The sequence below is a fragment of the Brevundimonas naejangsanensis DSM 23858 genome (assembly GCF_000421705.1).
Lineage (GTDB): Bacteria > Pseudomonadota > Alphaproteobacteria > Caulobacterales > Caulobacteraceae > Brevundimonas > Brevundimonas naejangsanensis.
In genome coordinates this window covers 1247161-1260991 of the sequence record NZ_ATXN01000002.1, presented here as the reverse complement: position 1 = coordinate 1260991, position 13831 = coordinate 1247161, and the positions used below count along the sequence as shown (strand labels likewise).

Annotated in this window: 16 protein-coding genes; 13 read left to right on the top strand and 3 right to left on the bottom strand. The window is 68.1% G+C overall.

Annotated features, from left to right (window positions below; all coding sequences use genetic code 11):
• Positions 1-23 precede the first annotated feature (23 nt).
• Positions 24-431 carry a nucleoside diphosphate kinase regulator gene (gene rnk, locus H556_RS0106330; protein ID WP_024353636.1) on the bottom strand — a complete coding sequence of 136 codons (408 nt, stop codon included), beginning with the start codon at positions 429-431 and terminating at the stop codon, positions 24-26.
• Between the two features lie 479 nt (positions 432-910).
• Here rnk and folP point away from each other — a divergent pair, with 479 nt between their 5' ends.
• Positions 911-1735 (top strand): dihydropteroate synthase, encoded by an 825-nt coding sequence (folP, locus tag H556_RS0106325; protein WP_024353635.1) that lies wholly within the window; start codon positions 911-913, stop codon positions 1733-1735.
• A 9-nt stretch (positions 1736-1744) separates the two neighbouring features.
• On the opposite strand, the gene H556_RS0106320 is transcribed toward folP, so the two are convergent.
• Complete coding sequence (locus H556_RS0106320; RefSeq protein WP_051130235.1) at positions 1745-2191, bottom strand: SRPBCC domain-containing protein; 447 nt, start codon at positions 2189-2191, stop codon at positions 1745-1747.
• Between the two features lie 290 nt (positions 2192-2481).
• Between H556_RS0106320 and H556_RS0106315 the strand changes: the two genes are divergently transcribed.
• Genes H556_RS0106315 through H556_RS0106305 form a run of 3 tightly spaced genes read left to right on the top strand, consistent with a single transcriptional unit; the run spans position 2482 to position 4234 of the window.
• A complete protein-coding gene (locus tag H556_RS0106315) occupies positions 2482-2823 on the top strand; it encodes a DMT family transporter (RefSeq protein ID WP_003169895.1) in 342 nt (113 codons plus the stop codon).
• Positions 2823-3641, top strand: a complete 819-nt coding sequence (gene thiD, locus H556_RS0106310; RefSeq protein WP_024353633.1) for a bifunctional hydroxymethylpyrimidine kinase/phosphomethylpyrimidine kinase — start codon at positions 2823-2825, stop codon at positions 3639-3641. Before H556_RS0106315 ends, thiD begins: the two co-directional genes overlap by 1 nt.
• Positions 3638-4234, top strand: a complete 597-nt coding sequence (locus H556_RS0106305) for a nucleotidyltransferase family protein (protein ID WP_024353632.1) — start codon at positions 3638-3640, stop codon at positions 4232-4234. The genes thiD and H556_RS0106305 overlap by 4 nt, the downstream gene beginning before the upstream one ends.
• 80 nt (positions 4235-4314) lie before the next feature.
• Here H556_RS0106305 and H556_RS0106300 read toward each other — a convergent pair whose 3' ends face one another.
• Positions 4315-4689 carry a hypothetical protein gene (locus tag H556_RS0106300; protein ID WP_024353631.1) on the bottom strand — a complete coding sequence of 125 codons (375 nt, stop codon included), beginning with the start codon at positions 4687-4689 and terminating at the stop codon, positions 4315-4317.
• 265 nt (positions 4690-4954) lie between these two features.
• On the opposite strand from H556_RS0106300, the gene H556_RS0106290 reads away from it, so the two are divergent.
• The 9 genes from H556_RS0106290 to H556_RS0106250 all read left to right on the top strand — a co-directional run bounded on the left by H556_RS0106290 (position 4955) and on the right by H556_RS0106250 (position 13726).
• Positions 4955-5305 carry a hypothetical protein gene (locus H556_RS0106290; protein ID WP_024353629.1) on the top strand — a complete coding sequence of 117 codons (351 nt, stop codon included), beginning with the start codon at positions 4955-4957 and terminating at the stop codon, positions 5303-5305.
• A complete protein-coding gene (locus H556_RS0106285) occupies positions 5306-5986 on the top strand; it encodes a response regulator transcription factor (protein ID WP_003169901.1) in 681 nt (226 codons plus the stop codon).
• Positions 5987-5996: 10 nt separating this feature from the next.
• Positions 5997-7499 carry an ATP-binding protein gene (locus H556_RS0106280; RefSeq protein ID WP_024353628.1) on the top strand — a complete coding sequence of 501 codons (1503 nt, stop codon included), beginning with the start codon at positions 5997-5999 and terminating at the stop codon, positions 7497-7499.
• Positions 7500-7926: 427 nt separating this feature from the next.
• Positions 7927-8343 (top strand): hypothetical protein, encoded by a 417-nt coding sequence (locus tag H556_RS16510; protein WP_211216098.1) that lies wholly within the window; start codon positions 7927-7929, stop codon positions 8341-8343.
• 152 nt (positions 8344-8495) lie between these two features.
• Positions 8496-9839: a hypothetical protein gene (locus H556_RS0106270; RefSeq protein WP_024353627.1), complete on the top strand. Its 1344-nt coding sequence runs from the start codon at positions 8496-8498 to the stop codon at positions 9837-9839.
• A gap of 18 nt (positions 9840-9857) precedes the next feature.
• Positions 9858-10676: a c-type cytochrome biogenesis protein CcmI gene (ccmI, locus tag H556_RS0106265; protein WP_024353626.1), complete on the top strand. Its 819-nt coding sequence runs from the start codon at positions 9858-9860 to the stop codon at positions 10674-10676.
• Positions 10677-10742: 66 nt separating this feature from the next.
• Positions 10743-11234 carry a cytochrome c maturation protein CcmE gene (gene ccmE / locus H556_RS0106260; RefSeq protein WP_024353625.1) on the top strand — a complete coding sequence of 164 codons (492 nt, stop codon included), beginning with the start codon at positions 10743-10745 and terminating at the stop codon, positions 11232-11234.
• A gap of 3 nt (positions 11235-11237) precedes the next feature.
• On the top strand, positions 11238-13247 hold the full coding sequence (locus H556_RS0106255) for a heme lyase CcmF/NrfE family subunit (RefSeq protein WP_024353624.1): 2010 nt from the start codon (positions 11238-11240) through the stop codon (positions 13245-13247).
• Entirely contained in the window at positions 13244-13726 is a 483-nt protein-coding gene (locus tag H556_RS0106250; protein ID WP_024353623.1) for a cytochrome c-type biogenesis protein, read from the top strand. Before H556_RS0106255 ends, H556_RS0106250 begins: the two co-directional genes overlap by 4 nt.
• The last annotated feature ends 105 nt before the right edge of the window (positions 13727-13831 follow it).

The following is a 13831-nucleotide window of genomic DNA, read 5'->3' as shown; positions in this document are numbered from 1 at the left end:
AATTTGAACCTCGGCCTGACGGCTTAGTTCGCCGGCTCCGGGTCTTCCAGCTTGACCAGGGTCAGCTTGCGCGCGGCGCCGGACGGATCAGGCCACGTGATGGACTGGCCTTCTTTCAAGCCGATGAGGCCCGCGCCGACATAGGACAGGATGGAGACGCGACCGGCGTCGATGTCGGCTTCCTTGGGCAGAACCAGCTGGACGCGACGCGTGTCGGGGCTGTGGTCGTCCGAATAGTGCAGCCAGCGGTTCAGGGTGACGACATTCTTGGGCATGGCCTTGGGCTCGCACACCTTGGCGCGGTCCAACTCCTGTTGCAGCAGGCCGGCGGGGCCCGAGCCGGGCAGATCGCCGACCAGGCGGTCCAGGGCGTCGAAGTCGTCGCTGCGAAGCGTAATGGCGGGCAGGGCGCCCTTGCGAGGGGTGGTCATGGAACGTCTCGTTCTCAAAAAAAGCGATGGGGACGCGCTCAGGCGGCTGAGGGGCCGTCGTCGTCGGGATGATGGTCTTCGGGTTCCGACGCGGGCGGCGGCGCGCTATCGGGCGCGCTGCCTGGGGTTGGGGGGCGACGGAAGGGAATGATTTCGGCGCCGCCGACGTCTGGCTGAGACGAATCCGGCAGGCTGTGGTCCTGAATTTCAGTGGTCATGGCGCAAAGTCTCTTGGCCTGTCCGACGACCGGCCTGTTCTGCGATGATAAAAAAAGGGAACCGAAAGCGTGCAACGTGGTCCCGTAGCGGGCGCCCGGCGCAGGGCGCGCGCGTGGCAGACCGCTACGGGTTAAAAGCCTTCGACGCGGCGTCCCGCGTGGGTGAGGCGTCGAGCCTGGCTGACGAAGCGTTTCATTGCCGTTAGAGGCTGAACCCCAGCGCACCGAAAGTCAAACCGGCGCTCGCGGAGTCATCGTCGCATGAGCCTTCAATCCCCCGTGAAGCGGCCCTTGGTCATGGGCATCGTCAACGTCACGCCGGACAGCTTTTCCGATGGCGGGCGCCTGCCCACGCCGGACGCCGCTCTCGAGCACGCCCTGCGTCTGATCCAGCAGGGCGCCGACGTGCTGGACATCGGCGGGGAAAGCACCCGGCCGGGCTCCGACCCCGTCAGCGAGGACGAGGAAACGGTTCGCACCCTGCCCTTGATCGCCGCCCTGCGTGCGCGCTGGGACGGACCCATCAGCATCGATACGATGAAGCCCGCCGTGGCCCGCGCGGCTGTCGCCGCCGGGGCGACGATGTGGAACGATGTTTCTGCGCTGGGCCATGCGCCGGACAGTCTATCCACAGCAGCCGAACTGGGGTGCGGGGTGGTGCTGATGCATATGAAGGGCGCCCCCAAGACCATGCAGGACGACCCGCACTATGACGATGTAGTCGCCGAGGTGACGGCCCATCTGGCCGCTCGCGCCGAGGCGGCTATGGCGGCGGGCGTGGCGCGCGACAGGATCTGGCTGGATCCCGGCATCGGTTTCGCCAAGACGACAGCGCACAATCTGACGCTGACGGCGCGGTTGGAGGCCCTGGTCGAGCTGGGTTTTCCGGTCCTTTACGCGGCCAGCCGCAAGCGGATGATCCAGGGGGTGGACGCGACGGCGCGGGATGCGGCGGATCGGCTGGGCGGTTCGCTGGCCCTTGCCCTGGAGGCGGCGCGGCGCGGCGCACGGATGGTGCGTACACACGACGTGCGCGAGACGGTTCAGGCCTTGCAGCTTCAGGCGGCGGTCGCCAGCGCAGCCTGAAGCCAGGGCTTAGAGTTTAGGCTTCCAGCTCGGCAGGACCTGATCGGGGAACCGGTCCAGGATGAAGGTCGGCTCGATGGCGCGTTCCAGCCAGATCTTGGCGCCCGCCAGCGCCAGGGTGAAGCCTTCCATCGCTTCGAGAGCCGCCTTTACGCCTGCGTCGGAAGCGGGAAAGCCGCGGTTTGAAATCTCGACCCAGGTGGCCGAGCCGCGCTCTTCGAACGTCCATTCCACCTCGGTGGGCGCATCGTCCAGATTCCAGTCGATCAGGATGCGTCGGTTGGCCTCCAGCGCCTTCACCAGGACGCGCGTGGCGACGCCATACATGCCCCAGGTCCAGGTCAGCTGTGCGCCCGGCGTCATCCGTCGATCCGCGTGGGTGAACCAAAACCACGCCGTCACGCCCGGCTCGGTAAAGGCCTGGTAGACTTCGTCGGCGGGCCGACGGATCAACATGCCAGTCTTCACCACAGGAGCTTCCATATGGCCTTCTCTATCATAAAACCCGCATGGCAACGCTTATGAGGCCGAAGTTGTTGCGCCAATTTTACCAAATTTTGCCGAAAACCTTAGCTGTTCTTGCAATAACTTTGTCTTTCTGATCTGTTCATTGAGATCATTGTTCATTTATGTGCTATTCTAAAACAACTCTCCTCGTCTTACGTATGGGCGAGGGGGATATGGCGTTCCATCGGGGTCTTTAGATCGCCCTTGTCTGACGCTTCGCCATCAGTCATGCAGCCGTCATGTCCTGGTTGCTGTCCCTGAATCCCTGGTTGGTGCTCGTCGTTGCGGGGCTTTTCGAGGTGGGCTGGGCGTCGGGCGTCAAATACGTCGGGCTGCAGCGACCGTTGATTTCGCTGGGCGTGGCGCTCGCCCTGGCGGCCAGTATGATCGGCCTGTGGGCGGCGACGCAGAAGCTGCCGGTGGGCACGGCCTATGCGGTCTGGACCGGCATCGGCGCGGTCGGAGCGGCGGCGGTCGGGATCGCCGTCTATGGCGAGCCGGCGACGGCGGTGCGGGCCGTCTGCATTCTGCTGATCGTGGCGGGCATCGTCGGGCTGAAGCTGTTTTCGGGGGCGCACTGATGACCTCTTCTGCGGAAGCGGCGACGAAGCCGCTGGGCCGCGTGCTGATCCTGGCGGGATCGGATTCAGGCGGCGGCGCGGGCATTCAGGCGGATATCAAGGCTGTGACCATGCTGGGCGGGTTCGCCGCCACGGCGATCACCGCCATCACCGTTCAGAACACCCTGGGCGTTCACGGCGTCCATCCTCTGCCGCTGGACGTGATCGAGGCTCAGGCCAGGGCGGTGTTGGACGACATCGGCGCGGACGCCCTGAAGACGGGCATGCTGGGCTCTGTGGAGGTCGTCGAAACGGTCGCCGGTCTGATCGACTATGCGGGCGGCGTCCCGGCCGTGGTCGATCCGGTGATGATCGCCAAGGGCGGCTCGCCTCTGCTGGCCGAGGCGGCGGTCGAGGCGGTGCGGCGGCTGATGGTCCCGCGCGCGGCGCTGCTGACCCCCAATGCGCCCGAGGCTGAGGCCCTGACCGGGATTGCCGTCGTTGATCTGGACGGTCAGCGCCGGGCGGGCGAGGCCTTGCTGGCGATGGGCGCGCAGGCGGTGCTGATGAAGGGCGGTCATGTGCCCGGCGAGACGGTGACCGATCTGCTGCTGACCCACGACGGCGAGACGGTGCTGGAAAGCGAGCGGGTGGAGACCCGTCATACCCACGGCACCGGCTGCACCCTGGCCAGCGCCTGCGCGGCGGGCATCGCCAAGGGCCTGCCCCTGTCGACGGCGGTGGCCGAAGCCTGGGCCTATGTCGCCGAAGCCATCCGACGCGCGCCGGGACTAGGGCAGGGTCATGGCCCGCTGGACCACGGGTGGCCCCTGCGATGAGCGTGGAGACGACGACCGCTGCGGAGCTTGAGGCTCGCCTGATCGACATCGTCCGCACCAATGCGGGCTTGATGCATGTGCTGCGCGTGATGCGCGACCTAGATTTGCCGGACTGGAGGCTGTTCTCGGGGGCCGTCTATCAGTCGGTCTGGAATGAGCGGACGGGCCGGGCGCCGGGCTATGGCGTCAAGGATTACGACATCGGCTATTTCGACCCCGATACCTCCTGGGACGCCGAGGATGAGGCGATCAAGCGTGTCGCGGCCGCCTTTGCGCCCGAGCTGCGTGATATTGTCGAGGTCCGCAATCAGGCGCGGGTGCATCTGTGGTTCGAGGGCAAGTTCGGCGAAGCCTATGAGCCGCTGACCTGCACGGACGACGCCCCAGCCCGCTTCGTCGCCCCGGCTTTCGCCCTGGGCGTGCGGCTGGAGAAGGACGATGCGATCAGCATCGTCGCCCCCTTCGGCCTGCAGGACGTATTCGACATGGTGATCCGTCCCAATCCGACGCGGAGCCTGGCCAGGGGCTGGGACCGGGTGATCGCCAATGCCCGCGGGCGCTGGCCCGAAATCGCGGTGGTCGAGCCGGCATAGGAAAAGGGCGCGACCCTTTCGGATCGCGCCCTCGGCAGAGCCCCTGACAGGGAGGGATGGGGCCCTGATGCTGAACCGTCTCAGTAGCGACGGTTGTTATGGTCGCGGCGCTCCAGCCGGATCTTGGCCGACAGGCGATCATAGCGGCGGTCCAGATCCTGACGCTCCCAGCGGGTCAGGCCGCCGCGCATATAGTTGCGTTCCAGGCGGACCAGGCCGTTCAGTTCATCCTTCAGGCGCGAGGCTTCGCGTGAGCTCAGCTGGCGAGTGCGGACGCTCTGGTCGATGCGGCGGTCCAGGCTGTATTTGCGCTGGCTGACCGACTGCCAGCCGCCATGGTTCTGCTCATAGGCGGGGCCGCGCGAGGGGCCGTGACGATCATAGGCTTGCGCTGCGGCGGGCAGGGTGGTCGCGGCGACCGTGGCGGCCAGGACGGGGATCAGCAAGGTCTTCATGATCGAACTCCTTCGGGTCTTCGCAACCGACCGGGCTGCGTTGACCCCACAAGAGCAGCCTGAGCCTGATCCCCGTCTGAACGGCGCGTTTCAGTCGGCGTTCATCAGCATGAGATCTTTGTCATCTTCTGGGGAGGGGGCGGTTCTGATGAGGCGCGAGGGCGACAGCGACGGAGAATCCTCGGGCGCGCGTTCCTTGTTCGGAGGAACGGCGGTAGACTGCGCGTTCAGCCACCGTTCAGAGGCCCCTGTCTAGAAGACGATCATGATGCGTATTCGAGCCCTCCTTCTGGCCGGTCTGATCGCCATCGTCCCCCTGACGGACGCGGCGGCACAGTCGCGCGGCCGTGATCGGGACCGCGACGAAAGCCGTTCTCAGGATCGTCGCGAGGCGCCCCGCAACTACCCGGGCCAGGGGCTGCGCGATGCGCCCCGCTCGGCCCCTCGCGCCAATCCGGGCGATATCGCCCGACGTGTCCAGTCGGGCCGTCCTGGCCGCATGCTGGGCGTTCAGGAACGCGGCGGCGACTATGTGGTGCGCTGGGAGTATCCGGGCGGACGCGTGTCGGACATACAGGTTGACGGCCAGTCCGGCCGGGTTCGCGGAGACGACTGAATGCGGGTGCTGCTTGTCGAGGACGACGTTGATCTGTCGCGCCAGCTGAAGACCGCCCTGACCGACGCCGGCTACGCCGTCGATCACGCGCCCGATGGCGAAGAGGCCTGGTTCCTGGGCGACACCGAACCCTATGACGTGGTGGTGCTGGACTTAGGCCTGCCCAAGATCGACGGCGTTTCGGTGCTGGAGCGCTGGCGCCGTGAAGGCAAGGCGACGCCGGTGCTGATCCTGACCGCGCGCGGCGCCTGGTCGGACAAGGTGGCGGGCTTCGACGCCGGGGCCGACGACTATCTGACCAAGCCGTTCCACACCGAAGAACTGCTGGCCCGCCTGCGCGCCCTGCTGCGCCGCTCGGCCGGTCACGCGGCGGCGACCCTGACCTGCGGCGGGCTGCGGCTGGACCCGCGCGCCGCCCGCGCCACCGTCAACGGCGAGCCGCTGCGTTTGACCTCGCTGGAATACCGCCTGCTGCACTATCTGATGATGCACCAGGGCCGGGTCATCAGCCGCACCGAACTGGTCGAACACCTGTATGATCAGGACTTTGATCGCGATTCCAACACTATCGAGGTCTTCGTCGGCCGCTTGAGGAAGAAGATCGGCGCCGACCGCATCGAGACCGTGCGCGGGCTGGGCTATCGCCTGTCGCCGCTGGCCGGCGAAAGCGACGCGGCCTGATCGCCTGGCCATGACTGAGGCCGAAGCCAGCACCCAAGGCGAGATCGACTCTGGGCTCGACTCTGGGCTCGATTTTCGGGCTGGCAGCGCCCCTTCCTCGGCGGCGCGGCGCGAATGGGGCCGCTGGTTCGGGCGACCTGGCCGGTCGCTGACACGGCGCCTGATCTGGCTGGCCGCCGCCTGGATTCTGATCGGCCTGGCGGTGGCGGCGGTGGTGCTGACGGCGGTCTTCCAGGAATCGGCCCTTCGCCGCCTGGGCAACACCCTGGGCGACACCATCGACGAGGCCGTGGTCGCCTCGGTCATCACGCCCGAGGGCGAGGTGTTCGTGGGCGAGATTCAGGACGCCCGTACTCAGCGCCTGCTGTCTGGAAAATACTGGATGGTGGCCGAGCCGGGGCCTCAGGGCGCGCTGCATGTGCTGGCGCGCTCGGCCTCCTTGGGCAACGCCGATCTGGAGTACGGCCACGACCTGGCCGACCGGCTGCGCGGCGCCTTCGGCCAGACCATCAGCTACAACGCCGAGGATGGGCCCAAGGGCGAGCCCCTGCGCATCGCCGCCAGCATGAAGCAGTTGCCGGACCGCCGACAGCCTGTCGTCTTCTTCGCCGGGATCGACCGGTCCGACGTCGACGCCGACACGCGCCAGTTCGCCACCGTCACCTGGATCGCCATGCTGCTGCTGGGCGCGGGGCTTGTCGCGGCGGTCTTCATTCAGGTGCGGGTGGGCCTGCGCCCCCTGTTCGATCTCGGCGATGAGATTTCTAATGTGCGCCAGGGGCGCTCGCACCGGGTCGAGGGCGGCTATCCGCTGGAGATCCAGCCCCTGGCCGAACAGGTCAACCGCCTGCTGGCGCACAATCAGGAGACGGTTGAACGCCAGCGCACCCACGTCGGCAATCTGGCGCATGCGCTGAAGACGCCGCTGGCCGTCATGCTGGCCGAGGCGGGGACGACCCCGGGCGTTCTGCCCGACATGGTTCGCAAGCAGACGAAGGTGATGCAGGATCAGGTCGACCACCACCTGCGCCGCGCCCGCGCCGCCGCGCGCGCCGCGCACGGTCTGGGCGAACGAACCGACGTCAGCGAGGTTCTGGACGAACTGGCCGTCATGCTGGAGCGGGTGTTCGAGGAAAAGGGCGTCGAGATCGACTGGCGCGCCCCCGACGACCTAGCCTTCCTGGGCGAGCGCCAGGATCTGCAGGAAATCTTCGGCAACCTGCTGGAGAACGCCGCCAAATGGTGCCGCCGCCGCGTGCGCGTCTCGGCCGGTCCGTCCATGCCGGGCCAATTGATCGCCGTGGTCGAGGACGACGGCCCCGGCCTGCCCGCCGACCAGCGCGACACCGCCCTGAAACGCGGCACCCGCATGGACGAGGACACGCCCGGCACGGGGCTGGGCCTATCGATCGTCGACGAACTGACCCGCGCCTACGGCGGCCGCGTCACCCTGAGCGACAGCAGCCTGGGCGGGCTGAAGGTGGTGCTGGAGCTGCCCGCCGCCGAGGGGTAGGGGCGCAGAGCGGCTGTTGTGAAGGTCTACGACGGGTGGTTAGCGGTCATTCAGCTAGTTGTCTCTAGAAGCCCGACGTTGCCACAAGCCCCAGATCAGTTTTCCCATATTCCAAACGCCTAGGGCTCCAAAGCCTAGCCAGAACCATTTGCCAGGAACGCTATCGACAGCACCCCGCAGCACGTCGGAACGCGCCAATATCCAGAACAGCGCGCCGAAGACGATGGCACCCGCCCAAAGCTTCAATGAATCTCGCAGATCATTGTTCATGATGAAAGCGTAGCCGCTACTTGAGTGTCCACAATGGGTCCGTTTCAGTCCTAGGCATCATGCCTGAAACCGGATCTTGGCCAGACAGCCCGAGAGCGGCCGTTCACAGCGACTGCACAGGGTGGTTAGCGGACATCATTGGCGTCAGGATGTTGCCATGACTTTCGAAGTGACATTTGAACCGGAGCTGCCCGATCACGGTACGGTCGCTCCCCCTAAAAAGGTCAGTCGGGCGTTTGCGTACGGCGTGGCCGACGGCCAGCCCGACCATGATCTACGCTACATAATATGCGGCAAGGTTGTCTCATACTATCCCGCTAGTCTTGCGCAAATACTCGTGGACCTTCTTGGAGAGTTGGAAGCTCTTGAAAGCGGGAGAGCGCACAACGTCTTCATGAGCGGCTACACTGTTCTGCTAGCTGAATTCGCAGGTGATAAAGTGATTTTCCGTGATCCTAGGCCAGACGGAGACGCAATAGGGAAGATACCTGTCGCCCATGTCCGTGCCGCATTGCGGAACGCTAGCGCGAGACTATGGGCGTATTTGAAGGCGTTGAGTGCAACGACCGCTTAGGGTCGCTTCCAGTCTTCGACTTTAGCGCCGAAAGCCGATTTCGGCTCGCAGAGCGGACGCGCTCGCCATTTCGCCTCAAAAGCCCTTGTTAACCGGCGACGGTCACCTTTGGGGCCTTGGCCGGGATTTGAGTGTGGCCGGAGGATGCGTGGATGGCGGACCTGTCGGTCGCCCAGCGGGCCGCTCTGGCTCATTTGATCGAACGGTGTCCGGACCGGGCCCTGCCGCAGTTGCTGGGGCTGGCGGGGACGATGGCGGGCGATCGGGCGGCCGCCCTGCGCGAACTGGTCGAGGTCGAGCAGTTGGATCGGCGTCGCCGCGAGGTCGCCTTCGGTCCGCTGGCGCCGCTGTTCCGGCCGCGCGCGGATGCGCTGGAGGGGCTGAGCTTTCCTGCCGGTCTGCCTGCCAGGCTATGGCGTGCGGCGACGCGGGGCGAGCCGGAGCTGTTGCCGCAACTGGATCGTGACGACGACCTGTCGCGCATGGTCGCCGACCGTCTGTGCCACAGCGCCGCCGTGGTGTTGCGCGACGCCCCCGAGACGGTGTGGCCCGGCGCCGCGCCCGACGAGGTCGAGGCTTTAGCCGCCTGTCTGGACCTGGCGCCGGTCGCGCGGCGGGCGTTGCCGCATCTGTCGGCCTGGACCGGGCGACCCAGCGGCGCCGAACTGGCGGAGTTGAAGCTGGCCCTGCGTCAGGCCTCATCGGCCGGGCCGGGCGGGGTCGAGCGGCTGCTGGAACTTCTTTTCGCCCAGATGACCGATGCGCGGCTGATGTTGCGGGTGCTGGCCCTGATCGGCGCCTCAGGACGCGAGGCGACGCCGGGCCGCGACGAGGCTGATCTGCTGATCGACCGCATCATATCGGCCCTGGCGCATCGCGCCGCCGACATCGCCGCCCAGAGCCTTGAGGACGACGCACAGGGCAGGCGGCTGGCGGCGGGGCTGACCTGGTGCGCCGAAATCCTGACGGAGATCGACGCCGTTCTGCCGCTGCGGCCTGACAGCGCCTGGGCCAAGGCTGTGCGTCAGGCGCGCCTGAGGATTGCACTTCGTCTGTCTGAGCATTTCGATGCCGCCGAGAAGGCGCTTGATGCGGTCCTCCCGGTTCAACGCACGCCTCTGGTTGGACGGATGACCCGGCCGACGCCTCTGTTGGCCCAGGCGCCCGATCCGCATGCGGCGGCGCGGGCGCGGGTTCTTTTGACGCTGGCGGGCCAGGTGCGCCCCATCGCGGCGGTCTTCGGCTGTGAAGCCGAGCGCCGCCAGACGGCGGAAGCCCTGACGGGACGACTGGCGACCTGGGCCGATGAAGCGATCGAGCAACTGAACGACGGTCAGGCGCCGGACGAAGGCGTGGCCCGCAAACGGATTGGCCTGACCGCCGAACTGCTGGGCCTGTTGGGCGCCAGGGATGCGTCGCGCGTCGTGCGGCGACGGCTGGCCATCGCGGGCGGCAAGGCGGGTGCGTCGTCGCGCGCCTCGCCTCCGGCCGCCTGATCCGCTAAAGCGGCGGCCATGACGATCTTCTGGATCATGACGGCGCTTGTGACCGCCCTGGCGGGGCTGGCCGTGCTGTCCGCCGCCCGGCGCGGGGCTGAGGCTGAGAGCGTGGCGGACCGCGATGCAGGCGCGCTGGAACTGGCCGAGCTGGACCGGCTGAAGGCGCGCGGCCTGCTGGACGAGGCGGGCTGGACCGCCGCGCGGGCCGAGGCCGGGCGCCGCCTGCTGGCCGCCCGCCGTGCGGATCGCCGCCCGGTCGCCGGGCCGCGCGACCGCTATTGGGTCTTGGGCGGGATCGGGGCGACGGCTGCGGCGACGCTGGGTCTCTACGCCGTCTTCGGCGCGCCGGGCATGAAGGATCAGGCCTATGAGACGCGCGTGCGCGAATGGGCCTCGGCGCCTGAGGCGCTTGAGCCCGCCCAGGTCGCGGCCGTGCTGGGGCAGGTGGTCAAGGAACGGCCCGACGACCGTCTGGCCCTGACCATGCTGGGGGCCGCCCGGTTCGAGGCAGGGGACCCCATCGGCGCGGCCTCGGCCTTCCGCCGCGCACTCGCCATCCAGCCGGACGACGCCCAGAGCTGGGCGCGGCTGGGGGAAAGTCTGGTCCGGGCCAACGGCGGAACGGTCGACGGCGACGCCGAAGCGGCCTTCCGTCAGGCGGTCAGGCTGGATCCGGACCAGTTGGGCGCGCGCTTCTATCTGGGCGACGCGGCTCTGGCGCGCGGCGATCGCGCCGAGGCGAGGGCCATGTGGAGCCCGCTGATCGCTGTGCTGGACCCGTCCGACCCGCGCCGGGCCGAGTTGCAGACCCGTCTGGCCGAGGCCGCGCGATGACGCTTTGGCCCGTCCTGAACCTAGCCCCATATGCGACGGCGTTTTCGCCGCACTCGGATTGTTGACATGAGCTGGTTGCCCAAATCGCCCAAGGCGCGCCGTCGCCTGTGGGTCGTCATCGCCGCGGCGCCCGTGCTGGCGCTGGCCGTCGGCCTGTCGCTGTGGGCGATGAAGGACAATGTGACCTTCTTCTACTCTCCTTCGGAAGTGACGCCGCAGAAGGTGCCCGCCGGTCAGATGATCCGTCTGGGCGGTCTTGTCGAGGCGGGCAGCGTGACCAAGGCCGCAGACGGCTCGGTCGTCTTTGTCGTCACCGACAACGGGGCGACGGCGCAGGTGATCTATCACGGTGACCTGCCCGACCTGTTCCGCGAGGGGCAGGGAATCGTAGCGCAAGGCGCCTTCCGCCCCGACCGCGTGTTCGAGGCCAGTCAGGTGCTGGCCAAGCACGACGAGACCTATATGCCGCGCGAAGTCGCCGACCGGCTGAAAGAAAAGGGCGAGTGGCGGCCCGACGACGCGTCGGCCCCCGCCGTCGTCGCGCAGCAGGGGACTTAAGCCTTGATCGTCGAACTGGGCGCCTTCGCCCTGATCCTGGCGCTGGCGCTGTCGGTGCTGAGTCTGGCGCTGACCGCGGCGGGACGGCTGCGGCTCAGCCCGGTGCTGGCCGGGGCGGGGGGCGGCGCCATGCTGGCCTCGGCCGGGGCGATCCTTCTGGCCTTCGGCGCCCTGATCTACGCCTTCGTCGTCTCGGATTTCTCGGTGTCGAACGTGGCCATGAACAGCCACACCGACAAGCCGGTCTTCTATAAGGTCGCCGCCGCATGGGGCAGCCATGAGGGCTCGCTGCTGCTGTGGTGTCTGGTGATGACGGTCTTCGGCGGGGCGCTGGCGCTGGCGCGCGGCCTGCCGTTCGGGCTTAAGACCTCGGCCGTGGCCGTGCAGGCGGGCCTGTCGAGCCTGTTCCTGGCCTTCGCCGCCTTCACCTCCAACCCCTTCTTCCGGCTGGACCCGGCGCCGGTGCAGGGCGCGTCTCTGAACCCCCTGCTGCAGGACCCGGCGCTGGCGGTGCATCCCCCGCTGCTGTACGGCGGCTATGTCGGCTTTTCCGTCTGTTTCTCGCTGGCGGTCGCCGCCCTGATCGAAAAGCGCGTCGATCCGGCGTGGGGACGCTGGGTGCGGCCGTGGGCGCTGGCGTCGTGGGCGTTGCTGACCGTCGGCATCACGCTGGGGTCGTTCTGGGCCTATTACGAGCTGGGCTGGGGCGGCTGGTGGTTCTGGGATCCGGTCGAGAACGCCAGCTTCATGCCGTGGCTGGCGGGGGCGGCCCTGCTGCACTCGGCCATCGTCACTGAGCGGCGAGGGGCGTTGGCGGGCTGGACGGTGTTCCTCGCCATTCTGGCCTTCACCTTCTCCATGCTGGGCGCGTTTCTGGTGCGCTCGGGCGTGTTGACCAGCGTTCACGCCTTCGCCGTCGATCCCCAGCGGGGGATGATGCTGCTGGCCATTCTGGGCGTGGCGGCGGGCGCGGCCTTCATCCTGTTCGCATTGCGCGCCCCGGCCATCCGCTCGGGCGCCGCCTTCGCGCCGGTCAGCCGCGAGGGGACGCTGGTGCTGAACAATCTGTTCCTGACGGCGGCGGCGGCGACGGTGCTGCTGGGCACCCTTTATCCGCTCATTCTGGAGGGCGTGACGGGGGCGACGATCTCGGTCGGTCCGCCCTATTTCAACGCTGTCTTTAACCCGCTGATGATCGTCGCCTGTCTGATCCTGCCGGCCGGGCCGCTGCTGGCGTGGAAGCGCGGCGATCTGAAGGGGGCCTTGCAGCGCCTGTGGCTGGCGGCTCTGTTGGCCATCGCCGCCGCCTTCGCCGCCTTCCTTCTGTTCGAGCCGAAGAAGGCGCTGGCCGCTGCAGGGCTGGGCGTCGGGGCGTGGTTGATTCTGGGCGCGCTGGCTGAGTTGGGCGTCCGGACCAAGGCCTTCCGTGCGCCCTTGGCCGAGACGCTGCGCCGCGCCACGGGCCTGCCGCTGGGCGCCTGGGGCATGGCGCTGGCCCACGCGGGTCTGGGCGTTTTCATTCTGGGTGCCGTGGTCGAGACCAGCTTCAAAGCCGAGGCCGCCCTCGCCCTGCCGCTGGGAGGGGAAGTCGCCGCCGGACCGTGGAAGGCGCGGCTGGATGCGGTTCGGGTCATCGAGGGCCCGAACTATCTGGCTGAACAGGGCCGCCTGACCATCATGCCGGTCGACGGCCGCGCGCCCGAGCGCGTCATCACCGCCGAGCGCCGCTTCTTCCCGGCAGGCGGCCAGACCACGACCGAGGTCGGCCTCGATTTTCGCGGGCTGGACGATGTCTATGTCGTCGTGGGCGACCGGGCGGCGACGGACGCCGGGGAGCGCGCCTGGATCGTGCGCATCTATTATAATCCGTGGGCGCGGCTGATCTTTCTGGGACCGGCGCTGATGGCGCTGGGCGGGCTGGTCTCCCTGCTGGACCGGCGCCTGCGCGTCGGGGCGGGTTCGCGCGCGAAGAAGGCCGCCAAGCCGGTCGAGCCCGTGAAGGCGCAGGCATGAGGCGCGCCGCCGCCCTGTTCGCCGCCGCCCTGCTGGCCAGCACGGCTGCGCCCGCTCTGGCCGAGCCGCCGCCCGCGCCCGACCGGCCGCTGACCGATCCGGCGCAGGAGGCCCGCGCCCGCGCCCTGTTCGGCGATATCCGCTGCGTCGTCTGCCAGCATGAATCGATCGCCGACAGCCCGGCGGGCATCGCCGCCGACCTGCGCGGTCTGGTGCGCGAACAGATCGCCGCCGGAAAAACGGACGACGAGATCAAGGACGACCTGATCCGCCGCTATGGCGACTATGTGCTGTTCCAGCCGCCGGTGCGGATCGGCACATGGCTGCTGTGGTTCGGCCCGTTCGCCCTGGCGGCGGGGGCGGGCGTGGTGCTGGTGCTGCGCGCGCGCCGTCGTGGGACGGCCGAGGCCCCGCCTCTCACGGCGGAAGAAGAATGCGCCCTGGCCGAGCTTACGGCGGACGAAGAAGCCGAGCGCTAAGCTCCGCCCTATCTCCCGCACATCCCGGCGGACGCCGGAATCCAGTTCTTGGGCTGCAAACGTGTGGCGGATGATGGTCTCACTGGGCCCCGGCGTCCGCCGGGG

Coding starts and splice junctions, on each gene's coding strand:
- ccmI (WP_024353626.1), top strand. CDS start 9,858: ATGACGATCTTCTGGATCATGACGGCGCTTGTGACCGCCCTGGCGGGG.
- H556_RS0106305 (WP_024353632.1), top strand. CDS start 3,638: ATGAGCGTGGAGACGACGACCGCTGCGGAGCTTGAGGCTCGCCTGATC.
- H556_RS0106285 (WP_003169901.1), top strand. CDS start 5,306: ATGCGGGTGCTGCTTGTCGAGGACGACGTTGATCTGTCGCGCCAGCTG.
- H556_RS16510 (WP_211216098.1), top strand. CDS start 7,927: ATGACTTTCGAAGTGACATTTGAACCGGAGCTGCCCGATCACGGTACG.
- H556_RS0106290 (WP_024353629.1), top strand. CDS start 4,955: ATGATGCGTATTCGAGCCCTCCTTCTGGCCGGTCTGATCGCCATCGTC.
- ccmE (WP_024353625.1), top strand. CDS start 10,743: ATGAGCTGGTTGCCCAAATCGCCCAAGGCGCGCCGTCGCCTGTGGGTC.
- rnk (WP_024353636.1), bottom strand. CDS start 431: ATGACCACCCCTCGCAAGGGCGCCCTGCCCGCCATTACGCTTCGCAGC.
- H556_RS0106320 (WP_051130235.1), bottom strand. CDS start 2,191: ATGTTGATCCGTCGGCCCGCCGACGAAGTCTACCAGGCCTTTACCGAG.
- H556_RS0106315 (WP_003169895.1), top strand. CDS start 2,482: ATGTCCTGGTTGCTGTCCCTGAATCCCTGGTTGGTGCTCGTCGTTGCG.
- H556_RS0106300 (WP_024353631.1), bottom strand. CDS start 4,689: ATGAAGACCTTGCTGATCCCCGTCCTGGCCGCCACGGTCGCCGCGACC.
- H556_RS0106270 (WP_024353627.1), top strand. CDS start 8,496: ATGGCGGACCTGTCGGTCGCCCAGCGGGCCGCTCTGGCTCATTTGATC.
- thiD (WP_024353633.1), top strand. CDS start 2,823: ATGACCTCTTCTGCGGAAGCGGCGACGAAGCCGCTGGGCCGCGTGCTG.
- H556_RS0106280 (WP_024353628.1), top strand. CDS start 5,997: ATGACTGAGGCCGAAGCCAGCACCCAAGGCGAGATCGACTCTGGGCTC.
- H556_RS0106250 (WP_024353623.1), top strand. CDS start 13,244: ATGAGGCGCGCCGCCGCCCTGTTCGCCGCCGCCCTGCTGGCCAGCACG.
- folP (WP_024353635.1), top strand. CDS start 911: ATGAGCCTTCAATCCCCCGTGAAGCGGCCCTTGGTCATGGGCATCGTC.